This is a genomic window from Cronbergia sp. UHCC 0137 (genome assembly GCF_034932285.1).
In the GTDB taxonomy this organism is placed as follows: Bacteria; Cyanobacteriota; Cyanobacteriia; order Cyanobacteriales; family Nostocaceae; genus Cronbergia.
This window is the reverse complement of record NZ_JAYGHC010000016.1, coordinates 65,659-81,460: the sequence shown is the minus strand read 5'-3', so window position 1 is coordinate 81,460 and position 15,802 is coordinate 65,659. Positions and strand designations below refer to the sequence as shown.

17 protein-coding genes and 1 pseudogene are annotated in these 15,802 nt (G+C 40.1%); 14 read left to right on the top strand and 4 right to left on the bottom strand.

Annotated elements, in window-relative coordinates; all coding sequences use genetic code 11:
• The first annotated feature begins 25 nt into the window (after window positions 1-25).
• The 9 genes and pseudogenes from VB711_RS10270 (at window position 26) to VB711_RS10230 (ending at window position 8,063) form a co-directional block, all read left to right on the top strand.
• Window positions 26-1,087, top strand: coding sequence for a WD40 repeat domain-containing protein (locus VB711_RS10270; protein ID WP_323285874.1), 1,062 nt, complete (start codon window positions 26-28; stop codon window positions 1,085-1,087).
• A gap of 83 nt (window positions 1,088-1,170) precedes the next feature.
• Window positions 1,171-1,443: a hypothetical protein gene (locus tag VB711_RS10265; RefSeq protein ID WP_323285815.1), complete on the top strand. Its 273-nt coding sequence runs from the start codon at window positions 1,171-1,173 to the stop codon at window positions 1,441-1,443.
• 260 nt (window positions 1,444-1,703) lie between these two features.
• Complete coding sequence (locus tag VB711_RS10260; protein ID WP_323285814.1) at window positions 1,704-2,714, top strand: metal ABC transporter solute-binding protein, Zn/Mn family; 1,011 nt, start codon at window positions 1,704-1,706, stop codon at window positions 2,712-2,714.
• A 10-nt stretch (window positions 2,715-2,724) separates the two neighbouring features.
• The gene (locus tag VB711_RS10255) at window positions 2,725-2,895 is read left to right on the top strand and encodes a hypothetical protein (RefSeq protein WP_323285813.1); all 171 of its coding nucleotides are present in this window, start codon (window positions 2,725-2,727) and stop codon (window positions 2,893-2,895) included.
• 583 nt (window positions 2,896-3,478) lie between these two features.
• Window positions 3,479-6,004, top strand: coding sequence for a tetratricopeptide repeat protein (locus VB711_RS10250; protein ID WP_323285811.1), 2,526 nt, complete (start codon window positions 3,479-3,481; stop codon window positions 6,002-6,004).
• 68 nt (window positions 6,005-6,072) lie between these two features.
• On the top strand, window positions 6,073-6,369 hold the full coding sequence (locus VB711_RS10245; protein WP_323285810.1) for a DnaJ domain-containing protein: 297 nt from the start codon (window positions 6,073-6,075) through the stop codon (window positions 6,367-6,369).
• 171 nt (window positions 6,370-6,540) lie between these two features.
• Entirely contained in the window at window positions 6,541-7,299 is a 759-nt protein-coding gene (locus VB711_RS10240; RefSeq protein WP_323285809.1) for a nucleotide exchange factor GrpE, read from the top strand.
• Between the two features lie 48 nt (window positions 7,300-7,347).
• A pseudogene (locus VB711_RS10235) lies at window positions 7,348-7,440 on the top strand (hypothetical protein); the annotation flags it as partial.
• A gap of 128 nt (window positions 7,441-7,568) precedes the next feature.
• The gene (locus VB711_RS10230; RefSeq protein ID WP_323285873.1) at window positions 7,569-8,063 is read left to right on the top strand and encodes an AAC(3)-I family aminoglycoside N-acetyltransferase; all 495 of its coding nucleotides are present in this window, start codon (window positions 7,569-7,571) and stop codon (window positions 8,061-8,063) included.
• Here the strand turns inward: VB711_RS10230 and VB711_RS10225 are convergent.
• Window positions 8,060-8,410 (bottom strand): hypothetical protein, encoded by a 351-nt coding sequence (locus VB711_RS10225; protein WP_323285808.1) that lies wholly within the window; start codon window positions 8,408-8,410, stop codon window positions 8,060-8,062. The genes VB711_RS10230 and VB711_RS10225 overlap by 4 nt on opposite strands.
• 421 nt (window positions 8,411-8,831) lie before the next feature.
• Here VB711_RS10225 and VB711_RS10220 point away from each other — a divergent pair, with 421 nt between their 5' ends.
• Entirely contained in the window at window positions 8,832-9,176 is a 345-nt protein-coding gene (locus VB711_RS10220; protein WP_323285807.1) for a hypothetical protein, read from the top strand.
• Between the two features lie 193 nt (window positions 9,177-9,369).
• On the opposite strand, the gene VB711_RS10215 is transcribed toward VB711_RS10220, so the two are convergent.
• The gene (locus tag VB711_RS10215) at window positions 9,370-9,879 is read right to left on the bottom strand and encodes a pentapeptide repeat-containing protein (RefSeq protein ID WP_323285806.1); all 510 of its coding nucleotides are present in this window, start codon (window positions 9,877-9,879) and stop codon (window positions 9,370-9,372) included.
• A gap of 11 nt (window positions 9,880-9,890) precedes the next feature.
• On the opposite strand from VB711_RS10215, the gene VB711_RS10210 reads away from it, so the two are divergent.
• Entirely contained in the window at window positions 9,891-10,394 is a 504-nt protein-coding gene (locus VB711_RS10210; RefSeq protein WP_323285805.1) for a YraN family protein, read from the top strand.
• A 139-nt stretch (window positions 10,395-10,533) separates the two neighbouring features.
• On the opposite strand, the gene VB711_RS10205 is transcribed toward VB711_RS10210, so the two are convergent.
• On the bottom strand, window positions 10,534-10,923 hold the full coding sequence (locus VB711_RS10205; RefSeq protein ID WP_323285872.1) for a hypothetical protein: 390 nt from the start codon (window positions 10,921-10,923) through the stop codon (window positions 10,534-10,536).
• 448 nt (window positions 10,924-11,371) lie between these two features.
• Between VB711_RS10205 and queA the strand changes: the two genes are divergently transcribed.
• A complete protein-coding gene (gene queA, locus VB711_RS10200) occupies window positions 11,372-12,493 on the top strand; it encodes a tRNA preQ1(34) S-adenosylmethionine ribosyltransferase-isomerase QueA (RefSeq protein WP_323285804.1) in 1,122 nt (373 codons plus the stop codon).
• A gap of 302 nt (window positions 12,494-12,795) precedes the next feature.
• On the opposite strand, the gene VB711_RS10195 is transcribed toward queA, so the two are convergent.
• Window positions 12,796-13,881 carry a RuBisCO accumulation factor 1 gene (locus tag VB711_RS10195; protein WP_323285803.1) on the bottom strand — a complete coding sequence of 362 codons (1,086 nt, stop codon included), beginning with the start codon at window positions 13,879-13,881 and terminating at the stop codon, window positions 12,796-12,798.
• A 279-nt stretch (window positions 13,882-14,160) separates the two neighbouring features.
• Between VB711_RS10195 and VB711_RS10190 the strand changes: the two genes are divergently transcribed.
• Both VB711_RS10190 and ubiE read left to right on the top strand, forming a co-directional pair.
• Entirely contained in the window at window positions 14,161-15,111 is a 951-nt protein-coding gene (locus VB711_RS10190) for a response regulator (protein WP_323285802.1), read from the top strand.
• Window positions 15,104-15,796, top strand: coding sequence for a bifunctional demethylmenaquinone methyltransferase/2-methoxy-6-polyprenyl-1,4-benzoquinol methylase UbiE (gene ubiE / locus VB711_RS10185; protein WP_323285801.1), 693 nt, complete (start codon window positions 15,104-15,106; stop codon window positions 15,794-15,796). Before VB711_RS10190 ends, ubiE begins: the two co-directional genes overlap by 8 nt.
• Window positions 15,797-15,802: the final 6 nt, after the last annotated feature.

The following is a 15,802-nucleotide window of genomic DNA, read 5'->3' as shown; positions in this document are numbered from 1 at the left end:
TTACCCATTCCCTGTTCCCTCCTATATGAACTTAACAACTAGCAAATCAAAAGAATTTGAAACTTACTACTCCGGGATGTTAGCAGAATACGTGAGTGCGATCGCTTGGTCGTCTCAAAATAAAATCCTTGCTGCCACTTCCGCCGCCGGAGAAGTTGTATTATGGAATGAGGGCAAAATCACCAGCTTACAAACTCCTACAGGTAAAACAGTAGATTGTGTAGCTTTTTCATCAGATGGCAAATATTTAGCCGTTGGTGGACAAGATGGACAAGTGAAGATTTGGCGAGAAAATCAATTAATTGCTACCTTAGAAAACGCCCCCGCTTGGGTAGATAAACTAGCTTGGAGTCCCACTAAAAACCAACTAGCCTTTAGTTTAGGGCGTTACGTGCAAGTATGGGATGCAGACACAACCGAAATCCTTGTCACCCTGAATTTTGAAAATTCCTCAGTTTTGGGGATTGATTGGCGTAATGATGGAGAATATTTAGCTATTAATGGCTATCAGGGTGTAAAAATTTGGCATAGCCAAGACTGGGACGAAGAACCATACAACCTTTCCATGTCTACCGTCAGTGTAGCAATGGCTTGGTCGCCTGATGGTAAATACTTGGCTTCTGGTAACATGGATCGCAGCGTCACCGTTTTAGAATGGGGAAACCCTGACCCTTGGGTAATGCGTGGGTTTCCCGGTAAAATTCGCCAATTAGCATGGTCGCAAACCAAAAATAAGGTAAATGCGCCAATTCTCGCTTCTTCCAGTGTAGAAGGGATTGTGGTGTGGGAAAAAGCCCAAGATGAAGCCGTGGGTTGGGAAGCAAGAATATTAACCAATCATGTTGATATAATTAATGCGATCGCCTTTGCACCCCAAAGCTTTCTCCTAGCTTCTGCTGCTAATGACGGTTGGTTATGCCTATGGAAAAAAGCCCAAGAAATAGCCCAAATTCTCACAGGTGTCTCAGAAGGATTTTCTACCCTAGCTTGGCATCCTCAAGGTAAACTACTCGCTGCCGGTGGTACACAAGGGGAATTATTAATTTGGTCGAAGGTGTCACGCGGTCAAGGCTTTGGGCAGAATTAAGTAATCTTTCTGAACCCAATCACTAATGACTAATGACAAATAATTGGCTATGCTGTATCAGCAGCAGCCTGTATTTGTGAGTTATGAACATAGCCAAATTGATTTTACTTGCTTGTCCTACCTTTTTGGCATCCATGTTATTGGTAGCCAATCCAGCCCACGCATTTATTGTTGAGTCTGCGCCTGTTACAAAAATGATTTTAGTAGCATCTGCACAACCAACTCTGGAATTAACAGCACCTAATTTAATTCATGCCAGCAATCCAATTATTGATCAATTGGGTTGCAGTTGTGCTACTTGCGTTAAGCCTCAATTTCAGATGTTGCAAGGTAAATTACCTGCGACGGAATTTTGATTAGGTTAGGAGTTATGAAAATCTTTTAGGCACAGTGATTCTGTGCCTTTATTATTAATTGATCAATAATTCCTTGATCAGACAAACTTCTAGATTTATCTGTAGGGTCAATGAAAAATATAGGACTCCTATTTGAGTTTTGTTTTGTAAGGCATTGCCCACCCTACAATACTTAGATTTATTTAGAAATCATTTCGGAGTCCTATATAAAATCTAAAGTTGTTCAACTGAATTGGTATGATCAGATTCAGGAGTGAAGGATGAAAAATCAGACAATCTCTCATCATTTATGCAAAGCTTCCTTTTTAACTATCACAATTGGACTTATTGGATGTAATAATTTCAGTCTGAATACAACATATATTCAGGCTAGTCAAACTACGACAACGAATATTAACAAAAATCTTCCTCAAGTTGTGGCAACTACCAGCGTTTTGTGTGACTTAACTAAACAAATTGCTGGAGATACAATTAATATTAATTGCTTGATTCCGCCTGATGTCGATCCCCTTGTTTATCAGCCAACACCAGAAGATCGGCAAGCTATTGAACAGGCTAAACTTGTTTTATATCATGGTTATAATCATGAACCAGAGTTGATAAAAATTATTAAAAATACTAAAAATTCTGCTCCTAAAATAGCCGTTGCTCAAACTGCTTTACCTCAACCACAAAAGTTCCAGCTTAATGGTAAAAAGTTTATTGATCCACATATTTGGCACAATGTCAAGAATACTATTAAGATGGTGGAGGTAATCAATAAAAATATTGGCAAATTATCACCTGGTAACTCTAAACTTTATAATAACAATACTAAGGAAATTACCAAAGAATTAAATCAACTCCATAGCTGGGTTAAATCAAGACTTGCCAGTATTCCGGCTAAAAAGCGTAAATTAGTGACAACTCATTATGGAATGCTCTATTATATCAAAGCATATAATATGCCTTATATTGTGACTTTGAAGGGAATTAGTAATGAAGAAAAATTGACAAATGCCAAAGTAAAAGCATTGGCTAAAAATATCCAAAAGTCTAAAGCTTATACAATTTTTGCAGATACAACTACTAACCCAAATTTGCTTGAACCTATAGCTAAAAAAGCCAATGTACAAGTTTTTGCCAGACAACTTTATATTGATGGACTTGGTGATTTTGGTAGTGATGGAGAAACTTATCAAAAAATGATGGATGCTAATACACGCAGTATTGTAGAAGGACTAGGAGGAACATATTTAAAATTTGCACCAAATCTGAAAGTGGATAATTAGCAGCGTTTTCTTGAGTTCATGGGTAGATGCTAGGGAGAGCGATCGCCAAGTAATATACAAGGGTTCTTCAGTACCTAATATGCAAAATCTAGGCAAAAAAATCCCAGAAACCTTAATCTGTATCAGAAATGAGGCAAAATTTCTAACATTATATGAGTTACGCATTGACAGAATCTATTAAATAAGCATGATCAATTCTATCTCTTGTAGGGTGCGTCAGACCCGATAATTGAGCATCTAACAGACTTCCTCTATCTGACGCACCGCACTAATATCGGATGACAAAAGCGTGAAACTAGGCAATTTCCTTCATACATATCATCTGCATTTTGTACAGTGCGTAAGTCCTACATTATTACAAAATATTGTCTCTTTTCCCTGTTCCCTCTTACCGACCATTTAGCATAATAAGTACAGTAGAGCCTAAGTAGGTGGGTGAAAATCACAACTATGTGAAGAAAAATTAACGAGGCTAAAACCCCCTTCCTTCCTGCCTCCTGCCTTATCCTAGCGATAAATATTACCGCCCACCTACTTATATAAGAGTTCTCGATGGAGTGAGATACAAGAACCCCAACCGGAGGAGGGAGAACATTTTAGTTGAGAGGTGTCAAAAGAAAGATAGTATCGCTAATTGAGAGGAAAATGTTACAGGGAGTTGTAAAATTTATGCTAACGGCCTACTAATATTGAAATTAAGAGATTAGTTGCAACAGCACTGAATATCAGGGTAAAAATTAAAAAACAATTAGGAAGAAAGCCCAGTGGCTAAACATCAATCTAAACATCAATCTAAACAGCGATCGCAACAACAGGTCTCTAGCACTGAGACAAAAGTTACCGAAAACTCTTTCCAGAATCAACTCCAAGAATTGCTGAACCAGAAAAAATATCGGCAAGCATTGGAAGAAATCAAAAAACATCAGAGATTGCAGCCTAATATTGAATTTACCCCCAAAGAATCAGAGATTTGGTTGCTACGGGGTCAGCAAGAATTTCAAAAACAAGATTTTAAACAGGCCGAAAAATCCTTTAGCCGCGCCCTAGAATTTGGTTTGGTAGGAGAGGTTCATTACTGGCAAGCTAAATGTTTGCTGGAGTTGAAGCAATTAGATCCGGCAATCAATTTGCTCAGAAATGCTTTTGTCGCAGGTACTCTACCGAAAGATTATAGTATCTGTTACCTAAAACTCTTGTTGCTCAAAGGCGATATCGCTACAGTAGAGCAGCTAATTCAGGAACAATCTAAACGCTTTAGTGCTAATCAACTCCACTGGGTACGAGGTGTTCTGGCACTCAAAAATGGGCAACCAGAAGCAGCTTTGACATCTTTTCAGAAAATTAAACGAGCCGTCACCGATGGAGACTTACCCTTAGCTTGGATTGTTTACACTCAACAAGTCAGCGATAATTGGGATGCTGCGGCTAATCTTTTGGGCTTGAAATCACCTTCATTTGCACATAGTCAAGCAAAATATTTGGAGCATCCAATTTTAGAACGCTTGGCAATTTTTCAACAGGGGAAAATAGGAAAAGAACTCCCTATAAAACCGCAAAAAACAGCAGATAAAAATACCCAAGAGGCATTAACGGTGTTGGAAATGCTGCAACTGATTGACCAAGGTGATCACCATGATGCCGCCCATTTGCTATTGAACATGGAGCGACGCTCCCCACGTTTTCCAGAACTAGAAAGTCTTCGTCCATTGCTGCTTACCCTAGCCGGACAACAAGCACTGAATCAAGGAGAAACACGTTGTGCTGAACTATTTTGGCAGCCTTTGTTAACAGAACAGCCCTTTAACCCCCAGTTAGCAATCAATCTCTTGGAAGTTTTTGATTTGAATGATCACGATCAAGAACGTCCACGACTATTGACACGCTTGTTAAAGTGGCTGGAGCAGGAGGGGAAACAAAAACCTCAAGAATGGCCTGCCCAACGATTGAAATTGACTCTAGCACATCTCCACTGCGCGATGGCAGACGCTTACATAGCACTGGATCGCTCCCGTGCAGCTTTGGGAGCTTTGCAACAAGCCGAACGTATCTGTCCTACATCACCAGAATTATTGGGGCGCAAGGGGTTGGTTGAGGCATCGGAAGGAAACTATACTGAAGCGATCGCCTTCCTGATCCAAGCAATAGAAAATGGATGCCGATATGAAGAAGTTTACGGTACGTTGTTGGAATGTTGGAATAGACTAGATAACAAACAAGAATTCAATGAAGCTCGTCGCAAATTTGGCAAGCTGTTCGGCGATCTAAATATTGAACCTCAAGTAGAAATATTACCCTGGGTAGATGCTCTATCTACATTAAGTTATCCCTTATTTAGCCGATTGGTGCAGTCAGACGATCACCAAGATCCGGCTATAGATGCTTGTCAAATATTCGTGAATGCAGTCCAAAGTCCGCCCAATTCCGGTGGTCGAGTTTCATTAAACCAAAAAATAGCATCCGAAGCATGGGATACTCTTTTACAAGAATTAGCAGGTCAAGAACAAATTCCTGTGTTGCAAGCGATCGCTATTTCTATCTATCTCTTTGCCAAACGGGAAAAAGGGATCGCCGCTTTAATCAGTCAGTATCAACAAAAGTTAATCAATCTATCAATAGAATACCCAGAAGCCAAAGCTGCCAATTTAGTGATCTTAGCTGTTAAAGAAAGTAGTCCCAAAAAACTAGAAGTTCCCGTGCGATCCTACCTCGACACCATGCCCCAACCAGGCAATGCCCTAGCAAATATTCAACTCCAAGCACGGCGTTTTGGCGAGATTAAAACCCTTGTCCCTGCCCTAGACGAGGCACTACGTCGCGAACCACAAAACCCTTTATTGCTATTAGCTAAAGCCACTACTTATGACATCGAACATCCAAACTATGAACAATTAAAGGAACAGGGATTTGAATTAGCCCGTCGCCTACAAGATGCCAAAGCTTTACAAGCATTCCGGGAAGAACAGGCATTTCTTAATGCTAGAGAAGCTAACCGCTTTATGCCAGACCCAGAAGAATTTGATAATCTTGATATGTCAAATATTGATGATTTATTAGAAAGGATGCTAAAAAGATTATTGGGTAACAAAATGCCTCAAGCCGAGTTTGAACGGATGCTTCCAGAACTCAAGCAAATGATGTTGAACAATATGCCTAATTTCTCAGATGATGACGACGATGACGATGATGATGACGAAGATGAAATAGATTTAGACTTTATCTTTAGAAACGCATCATCTAAATCTAAAAAACGCAAGGGTAGAAAAAAAGTAGGTTTTCAAGAGTTGCTTTAGAATTGACATATCAAGAGTCATGAAACGCAGATGAACGCAGATAAACACAGATGGTTTAATTAATTATTATGGCTGATCACTACGAACGTTTAGGAATTTTACCAGGAGCAACGATCGCCCAAATTAAAGCGGCGTATCATGCCAAGCTACGTGAATTTCCTGCTCATACTTATCCAGAAGAGTTTAAGGCAATTCGAGCAGCTTACGAGGCACTTCGTAAAGAAGAGACAGGTCAATATGAGGATTTTTTTAAATTTCGTCCCCTAGAACCAGAACTAAATCCAGAAATCTTAAAACAAATGCGAGAAAAAGCCCTGGCTCAATTAGAAGTTAGCTTAGATGATTTAATTCGTGCCACATTTTAAATAATGCAGGGGGCAGGGGGCAGGGGGCAGGGGAGGCAGGGGAAGCAGGGGAAGCAGGGGAGGAATAATTAATTTATCACCAATCACCAACTAGCACTGAGCGAAGTCGATAGCGTAGCGTGGCGTAAGCCATAGTGTCACCAATTACCAATTACCAATTACCAATTACCAATGAAAAATGACAAAGAAGCTTTATTTGCTAAATTTCTAGATTATTTACACTCAGAACAACAACTCCCTGAATATTTAGGTGAAACACCGGAATCTGTTCATTCTTTTGATCCCTATCAAATGGTGGCAGAATGGACTGCTTTACGCCATGAAATTAAGCAACAGGGTAAATTATTACGTTCTACTCAAGATGCTCTAGTGCAAGCATTGGATGTAACTCGTGCAGATCAACAACACTTGCCAACACGTCTGGAAGAAAGTCACAAACAAGCATTGCATAAATTTGAGCGGCAAGAAGAAAAACTCCTCGAAGATTTACTGGGTATTGTGGATGCTTTAGACCAGGCTTGTACTTACTGGCAAGAGGAGTTAAAAGCATTATCTACTACCTCAACCTCAAAACCAGCAAAACGAAAAACCTTTTGGCAAAAGCTAATAGATTGGATTAAGGGCAATTCTACTCAACCAAGTTCATCTAAAAAATCACCGATGTCAGCATCTCTCAGGGAAATTTTAACCAGCAATCAAGAAGGAGTAGAGTTAATTAGGCGATCGCTCTTAGAAATCCTCCGACAACGCCGTGTTGTACCTATTCCCTCCCTGGGCAAACCCTTTGACTCCCAAACAATGTATGCTGTAGGTCGTGAATCTAGGGAAGACGTGACAGATAATACCGTGACTCAAGAAGTAGTAAAAGGTTATTTATGGGGGGATAAAATTTTGAGAGAAGCCCAGGTAATTGTAGCGACAAAACAATAAAGCCGTAACTTATTTAGCGCGGAATCCTACCCAGGAGTTTGGAATTATGCAAAAGACAATCATCAAATTATTGTCTCGAAAGATACGGATATGCACAACCTGAGCTTAGTCTTTGGAAAGCCACCTAAAATATTTGCATAATTCGATTTGTGGGGATATGAAGCGATCGCCTAAAAATCACGACTCAGAATAATTGCGATCGCCTTCAAGAGATAGATTGTTAATATGATCAGGTTTGGCTTAACACAATATCTGGAGTAATTTTGCCAATGACATCTTCTGAACCATTTAGTATTTGCCAGCTTGCTGCTAAAGACCTAGTGCTTATGGAAGAATTATTGGCTGTCTTTGGTCAAGCTTTTGACGAAGTTGATACTTATAGCTCATCTCGTCCAAGGGATGGCTACCTCAAGGGTTTACTAAGTAGTAATTATTTGATCGCGATCGCTGCATTAAAAAATGGATCAGTAGTTGGAGGTCTCACAGCTTACGAACTCCCGAAACTTGAGCAAGAGCGGAGTGAAATTTATATTTACGATCTCGCTGTTGCAGCAGAACATCGACGTGAAGGAATTGCCACGGCATTAATTCAGGAATTAAAGAAAATTGCTGTAGCGCGAGCAGTCTACGTTATTTTCATACAGGCCGACATCGGTGATGATCCAGCGATCGCACTCTATACAAAGCTTGGTGTGCGTAAAGATGTACTTCATTTTGACATTGCTGTTGACAATGACTTCCGCCTTGCGGTACTAGGAAGTTAGAAAATCTCTACTATGCGCGGTTGATCATCAGGATAATAAACACCCTGGCAGTTGTCTATACTATCAGTAATTACCCAAGGATGAGTTACATAGGTACTTTGAGTAATTTTATTGCTGGGAGTAATTAAGCCGTAAAACTTACGTTGACCTGAGTAATCAAGCCAAAATAGCTTTACTGGTGTGCTTCGTTGATTGATAAATGTAATTTCAGTGGCTATTTTTCCACTGCGGGAAATTGAAACAGATTCAGATTCACATCGTTTGGATTGAGCATTGGCAATAGGCATACCAGCACTAATTGCAAATGAAAGCAACGTACTGCTAATTATAAAGTTTTGTATCAGCATTTAAGATTTCTGGATCACTGTATTGATATAAATTATGATGTTTAGAAACATATTTCTCTAAAATTCCCCAAACTTTTAAGAAAGTTAATATTTCCGCTATTGGATCTGGAGTTTAGACTAAGCCATTAGGCTTTTAAGCAGCTAGTTTACCCTTGCATGAGCGATCGCTAACATTAAGACTTTATTAAAAATAATCTCTAAACCCCAATTAATGCCGGAAACTATTTAATAATAATATTAAAGAATCAAATAAATATTAGCACTCTCGACCTGCAAGTGCTAATTTTGGACTCAAATTTATAACCTGCGAATAGTCCGAAATTCTAATTTTTCCCAGATAGAATTTGTGAATCTTGGCAACTTAATTTTTGCCCAAAATCAAAATTGATCAGCAGTAAATTAACATCCAAGGAGGACTGGGATGAAATATGCGTTTGATATTGTAGGAGTATCTCCAATTTGGCAATTTTTTAATCATCAACAACAGACTATACAAAGAAGACAGCCGCAAGGTGTAGAATATTTAGGAACGCATATTTGTACATTAGATGCGTTTCTAGAATCCGTAGAAGACTTTTCTAAAAAACGCAATTGGAATTTAGATCAAGTCTTAGATACTGTAATTCAGTTTTGGTTAAACAATTCAGAAAGTATTCATTATTGGAAAAGCAGACTCAATGATGCTGGTAAAGATAACTTAGTAGTAGCAAGGGTAGCAGATATTAACTCTTTGCAAGCTGAGTTTGAATTTCTGTTTGATAAGTAATGCCAATGCTGTAGAAATCATCAAGCATATTTAAAATTCGTAGAGACGTTCCATGGAACGTCTCTACACTCCTTAACCGAGAAGTATTGAATAACTATAGGACTTACGCACAAGTCACTGAAAAACAAACCACAGAGGCACAGAGTTCACAGAGAAATGAGGTTTTGAGATAAGCAACTTGGGTTATTCAAGACTAGGGGCAAAATAATGTGTCTCGTGTATCCCTACCTGTAGTTGGATTAGTACCTTTTGCAAGTTTGCATAACTTGTTTTGTTCATCTCGACGGAGTAAAATATCAGTAAAATCTGCCCCGTCAACTATAGCACCATCAAATCTGGCATTAGAAGCAAACGCACCTTCTAAAATGGCATTGGTTAAATTTGCTTTAATCAAACGGGCTGAATCCAAAGTAGCATTAGAGAGATCCGCACCTTCTAAGTTTGCTGATTCTAGATTTGCAGCAAAAAAGCTGACACCACGCAAGTTAGCATGACTGAAATTACTTTGGCGAAGATTTGCTTTAGTAAAGCTGGAGTCTGTTAAATCACGTCCAGAAAAATCAGCTTGGATGAGGATTTCTTTATTGTATTCTAATGCTGAAGCGGGTTTTGTCAAACCTACTAAGGCTGTGGTGCTAATGATTGCCCAAAGCATTAGACTGAGGATGGTAGTTCCAATCCGATAACTTAACTTATTATTCATATTTGTGATTAATGTCTAACTCTGTTCGATCTAATTATCCAGATATTGGTGACTTAGGAGAAGACCTAGTAGCCCAATGGTTACATTCTACAGGCTGGGAAATTTTACATCGTCGTTTTTACTGTCGCTGGGGAGAAATTGATATTATTGCCCAGTATCACCAGACAGATACACAGGCTGCGGCTAATATTCTGAGGATGAATAGGACGGAAAACTTAACTTTGGCATTTGTAGAAGTAAAAACCCGCAGTGCGGGTAATTGGGATGATGGAGGTAGAAATGCTATCACTCAAGGCAAGAAAACAAAAATCTGGCGGACTGCGGAAATTTTTTTAGCTGAGTATCCTGAAAAGGCCGATTACCCATGTCGCTTTGATGTGGCTATTGTCTCTTGTCAACGGAGAATCAAAAATTTGGCTGGGGGGACAGTTACCCAAGAACCTATACTGAGTTTATCAACGGATAAATATGAGTTTAAGCTGCAAGAATATATTCCAGCAGCTTTTGAGTATTAATTTGTATATCTTAATTAGATATAATAAAGTGTTGTGGGAGAGCCAGTGCATTACGCGGGTTAGTAGCGTATTAGCAACTGGCTTTGGGCAATTCTGCCTGATTATCCAATTTAAATGTCCTACAACTTATTTATTGATATTATGCCAATGTTTCCGGGCAGTAACCCAAACCACGGACAAATTGTTGTCGAAATGCTTCTATTTCTTCTCTTTCTGGGCTACCATGTGAGACGATCGCTACTTGATAGCGCCGCATTACATCTACAGGACTTTGCCCTGCTTCTAAACTCCAAAGTGCCATTTGTACCCGCATGGGTGGTTCGTAGCTAATCCCTAATTCATTGAAAAAAGCCCGAAGATCACCATCGTTTTGGGGTGAAGCTGGTTCTCTGAGTTTTATCCTCACTACCCAACCATCAATTTGATGAATTACGGTGATAAAGGAAACAGGGGTTTGGGGTCTGTTGTGCAAGTGTTGAACAACTCTGAGAGTTAAGCTGGCATTGGCCAGGTAATATAAGTATTCCATGATGGTGTTGGGGATCAAAGCCAATCCTACTCCTCTATCTTCGTCAATGGAATAGTATCCCGGTAGGGTAAAAGCCCCCGTTTATATATGGGGAGATTTACCCAATTGTTAGGTTGGAGAACTGGAAAAAATAAATGATCGAATCTTTTTGGGCGAATATTTTGCCTGCTTTTCTTTAGAGTATCAATCTTTAAGGGCAATGTTAAGATTGATCACTAATGTTTTAAACTTTAATAATTTTGCTGTAACGGGACTTGTTAGGAGGCAGGGGGCAGGGGGCAGGGGGCAGGGGGCAGGGGAAGCAGGGGAAGCAGGGGAGGAAAGGGGAGAAATAAGATTAATTTACTGTTGTTACCTATTACCTATTACCTGTTCCCTCTTTCAACAAATGAATTTAATTTTGTCCGACTACTTATAGCAATAAATAGTACAAGAGAAAATATAGCCAATGTCTAGTCAAGAAAAAGAAGATATTAATTTAAATTGTTCGTTATCTGGTTATGATTACGAACTACCAGGTGAACTGATTGCTCAAAATCCGGCTGTTCCCAGGGATAGTTCTCGGTTATTGGTGGTCAATTCACTAGATAATGGTGAGGAAACACAACCTCTACACTGCATTTTTCGAGATTTGCCTGAGTTGCTGCAACCTGGTGATTTATTAGTAATGAATAATACTAAGGTAATTCCAGCACGGCTGTATGGACACAAATCGAGTGGTGCGGAGGTGGAAGTTTTGCTGTTGGAAGAACGTCAGTATAACTGCTGGTTAGCTTTGGTTAAGCCAGGAAAGCGGTTCAAGTTGGGAACTAAAATTATTTTTCCGGGAGGTAAGAATAATTCTACTGCTAAGTCTTTACTTGATCAACCGTTGACGGCTACGGTGATAGAAACAGACTCGGCAACTGGGGGGAGGTTGTTACAGTTTGATTTGCCCGAAAAGGTGTCTTTGGTGGAGGTATTAGGGCAATTTGGGGAAATACCTTTACCACCTTATATTACTGGATCTATGGCTGCTGATGAACAATATCAGACTGTGTATGCTGATCGACCGGGTGCGATCGCTGCACCTACGGCAGGTTTACATTTTACTCCAGAATTGCTGCAAAAATTGAGCGATCGCCAGATTAATCAAGCTTTTATTACGCTACACGTTGGGGTAGGAACTTTTCGCCCGGTGGAAGTGGAAGATGTGACTACTCACGAAATGCACGAAGAATGGATTCAAGTTCCCCAGGCTACTATAGACCAAATTAAAGCTACTCAGGAGGCTGGTGGTCGCGTTATTGCTGTGGGGACAACGGCGGTACGGGCTTTGGAAGGGGCGGCGCAATTGGGGGATATTCAGGCTTATATTGGTAAAACTAACCTATTTATTTACCCTGGCTATGAATGGCGGGTGGTAGATGGTCTAATTACAAATTTTCACTTACCCCGTTCTAGTTTGTTGATGCTGGTAAGTGCTTTGATTGGTAGAGAAAGGTTATTGAAGATTTATTCAATAGCGATCGCTGCTCACTATCGTTTTTATTCCTTTGGTGATGCTATGCTAATTATAAACAATTCCTAACAATGCAGAAGCCCCTACGCTTTTTGCCTCTGTACCTGAACCACTACATTAGAGGATGTTTGAAAAGTTTTGGGCGAATATAATAGATGCTCCCGCACCCGTAAGGGATACACTACTACACAAGCCAAGTCCACCTCCGTGGACTAAGGAAAGATTAAGGGTTTGAAACCCACGGAGGTGGGTTTTGTCTATGTAGCCGCGACTTCCAGTCGCTCGGGCGAGTATGAATTTAGACTTTTCAAACACCCTCTTAGTCCACTTGAGTGGACTTTGGCTATTAGACAGGGAATTTATTCCCTGACTTATTCATCAATTTGCCATGAATCCTTTGTAAACTCTTCATCAAGGATTTTCTTAGGACGCAAAATCACAATCACTTTTCCTAGCAGGGGATTTTCTGGTGGAGTTTCAAACCAGTTAAAATCAACTTGACCAGAATTATCAATGGCAAAATAGCTAGAAACATCCCATGCTCTTTGGGCGCGATCTACAACTACCAGTATAGGTTCTATTTTGGTTTGGGTGGGACTGGGGAAAATATCACTACTAGCAATAATTACCACAGGATCTTCCGCACTTAGTAAAACTTGCCAGCCTGGTAAAGCGACCCAAGCCTGTTCCCCCGCAAATCGGATAATCCGAAAAGGTTGAATTTCTGTAACTAAAGGTACAACTTTTAATTCCTGTGGTGTTAAAGGTAATTCACCAACTACAGGGACTATCCGGGGTAAGTCTTCATCTGATTCTAGACGATAAATAGGCAGAATCGGGGCAGGACGACTGGAAACCGTGGTAAAATCAGTTAATAATTGCTCAATATGTTTCCTAGCTGTGAGTGAGTGAGCAAAACGTAACCCTTTGGCAATTAAGCGCGATCGCTCTTGTAAATCTGAGTTTTGTCTTGCCAGTTTCCATGTCTGATAAGCTACTGCATCTCCTGGATGATCAGTAAAACCATCGGGTAAAGTAGAAAAACGGGAATAATCTTTAATCGCTTTGGCAATGTCTCGCGCTTCGTCTGCATCAGCTTTATGCAAAAATATTAAATCAGCAGCAGCAGCCCGCTCTTCTTGGGTCAACAAACGAATTTCATATAAAACATCACTCGCTCTTGCTCCATAATATGCCAGTGTTGCCTCAGATGCCCCAAACTTTTCTAAGGAATTATACACCTGAGAACCGACAATTACCTGGTTTTGTTGGATTGGCTCAAATCCAGTTTCTTCAAAGATGACTTGGGGATTGTAACCGACTTTTTGCAAGTAAGCGATCGCTGTTCCCCATTCTACCCAGCTACCTTGCTTTTGTCTGAGCTTTACCAGTAACTCTTGGGCTGTATTTTGATCAATTTCTTCAGTATTTTGGACGTTGGGCGATAATTCAGTCATAATTCTCAAGTGGGAACTTTCACTTTAAGTAGGTTGGCGTTAAAAATTGTTGTTATCACAAGGGAACAGGTTTAGGTAAATTTTACTTTTCGTTACATATTCGGGTTTTTTGCTGTTTACCTACTTAATATATTATTATTGTAATCTTTAAAGGTCTTTACGAAATTAATCTCCGGTCATATTAGAATATTAGTTGATTCATGCCGCCAAAACCTGGCTTGTCCATGGATATTAGTATTATATATAACAAATTAATGCGTAGAACAAAGCAGTATTTTTATGAAAATATCCCAATTAGCAACCAATAAATCTGTCCCAATGACCACTGAACGCTCTAAAAAACTGAGAATTTTAGTAGTAGATGATGAACCAGACAATCTAGATCTGCTTTATCGTACCTTCCGTCGCGACTTTCAGGTATTAAAAGCTGATAGTGGAGTACACGCCTTGGAAAAGTTGGACGTAGAAGGAGAAGTGGCAGTAATTATTTCTGATCAGCGAATGCCAGAAATGAAAGGAACTGAATTTCTCAGTAAGACTGTACCCCAATTTCCCGATACAGTGAGAATTATTCTCACTGGGTTTACTGATATTGAAGACTTGGTAGAAGCAATCAACGCCGGACAGGTGTACAAATATATTACCAAACCCTGGGACCCAGAAGAATTAAGAGGAGTCGTACAAAGAGCCGCAGAGACTTACGATGTACTCAAGCAAAGAACAGAAGAACTGCGTCGCGCCCATATCCAAATGCAACTGTTGACGGTTTTAGTCAATGTCAGCCAAGCAACTTCTCACTTAAATGATACACTCATTCCCATAGCTAAGGCATTTTGTGAAACATTGGCAGCCGATGGTTGTATTGTGCAGCTAGTGGAAGCAGGAAACCTCATAGAAAGTAAAGGGACTTACGGTGATTTAGGGGCTGTAGAAAATTCCCTAAGCCAAGATCCATTGACGACTCAAGCGATCGCTACCCGGGAAATGCAAAGCTGCTTAAATATACCCAAAGATCCCACATTATCCAGTCTAGACTACTACCAAGCAACAGGTACACAAGCGCATTTAGTCATCCCCATTAAATATCGGGAAACAGTTCTGGGTGTATTATCCCTACAGTGGGATCATCCCTGTAACTTAGGAGAAGATGAAATTAAACTCATTCACCTATCAGTAGAATTAGTAGCGATCGCTCTAGCCAGTAATAGCTACAATAAAACTAATGAGTAACGAAATTCGCGCCATCTTTGACCGTATTGCTCCAGTCTATGACCAACTAAACGATTGGCTAAGTTTAGGACAACACCGGATTTGGAAAGAAATGACAGTCAAATGGAGCGCGGCTAAACCAGGAGACACCTGTTTAGATTTATGTTGTGGTAGTGGTGATTTAAGCTTTAGATTAGGACGACGGGTAGGAGCAACAGGCAAGGTGTATGGAGTAGATTTTTCTCCCAACCTGCTCAAAACAGCCCAACAACGCAGCCAAAGCCAATATCCCCCCCAACCGATCACTTGGGTAGAAGCAGACGTGTTAAATTTACCCTTTGAAAATCACCAATTTGACGCAGCCACAATGGGTTATGGATTAAGAAATGTTAAAGATATTCCCGGAAGTTTACAAGAATTAAAGCGAGTCCTCAAACCCGGTGCGACAGCAGCAATTTTAGACTTTCATCGACCTAATAACAGGCAGTTACGCGCCTTACAACAGTGGTATTTAGATCACTGCGTCGTCCCAGTCGCCACAAGTTTAGGTGTCAAAGAAGAATATGCTTATATCAGTCCCAGCTTAGATCGATTCCCCATGGGTAGTGAGCAAATAAAACTAGCTAATCAAGTTGGTTTTACAAATGTCACCCATTACCCCATTGCTAACGGTATGATGGGAGTGTTGGTAATTCGTAATTCGTAAATTATA

What these genes read in the sequence shown, in the direction of transcription:
- VB711_RS10225 (WP_323285808.1), bottom strand. Translation starts at nt 8,410, where the DNA reads ATGCTGATACAAAACTTTATAATTAGCAGTACGTTGCTTTCATTTGCA.
- VB711_RS10260 (WP_323285814.1), top strand. Translation starts at nt 1,704, where the DNA reads ATGAAAAATCAGACAATCTCTCATCATTTATGCAAAGCTTCCTTTTTA.
- VB711_RS10215 (WP_323285806.1), bottom strand. Translation starts at nt 9,879, where the DNA reads ATGAATAATAAGTTAAGTTATCGGATTGGAACTACCATCCTCAGTCTA.
- VB711_RS10240 (WP_323285809.1), top strand. Translation starts at nt 6,541, where the DNA reads ATGAAAAATGACAAAGAAGCTTTATTTGCTAAATTTCTAGATTATTTA.
- VB711_RS10265 (WP_323285815.1), top strand. Translation starts at nt 1,171, where the DNA reads ATGAACATAGCCAAATTGATTTTACTTGCTTGTCCTACCTTTTTGGCA.
- VB711_RS10220 (WP_323285807.1), top strand. Translation starts at nt 8,832, where the DNA reads ATGAAATATGCGTTTGATATTGTAGGAGTATCTCCAATTTGGCAATTT.
- ubiE (WP_323285801.1), top strand. Translation starts at nt 15,104, where the DNA reads ATGAGTAACGAAATTCGCGCCATCTTTGACCGTATTGCTCCAGTCTAT.
- queA (WP_323285804.1), top strand. Translation starts at nt 11,372, where the DNA reads ATGTCTAGTCAAGAAAAAGAAGATATTAATTTAAATTGTTCGTTATCT.
- VB711_RS10270 (WP_323285874.1), top strand. Translation starts at nt 26, where the DNA reads ATGAACTTAACAACTAGCAAATCAAAAGAATTTGAAACTTACTACTCC.
- VB711_RS10245 (WP_323285810.1), top strand. Translation starts at nt 6,073, where the DNA reads ATGGCTGATCACTACGAACGTTTAGGAATTTTACCAGGAGCAACGATC.
- VB711_RS10190 (WP_323285802.1), top strand. Translation starts at nt 14,161, where the DNA reads ATGAAAATATCCCAATTAGCAACCAATAAATCTGTCCCAATGACCACT.
- VB711_RS10205 (WP_323285872.1), bottom strand. Translation starts at nt 10,923, where the DNA reads ATGGAATACTTATATTACCTGGCCAATGCCAGCTTAACTCTCAGAGTT.
- VB711_RS10230 (WP_323285873.1), top strand. Translation starts at nt 7,569, where the DNA reads ATGACATCTTCTGAACCATTTAGTATTTGCCAGCTTGCTGCTAAAGAC.
- VB711_RS10195 (WP_323285803.1), bottom strand. Translation starts at nt 13,881, where the DNA reads ATGACTGAATTATCGCCCAACGTCCAAAATACTGAAGAAATTGATCAA.
- VB711_RS10210 (WP_323285805.1), top strand. Translation starts at nt 9,891, where the DNA reads ATGTCTAACTCTGTTCGATCTAATTATCCAGATATTGGTGACTTAGGA.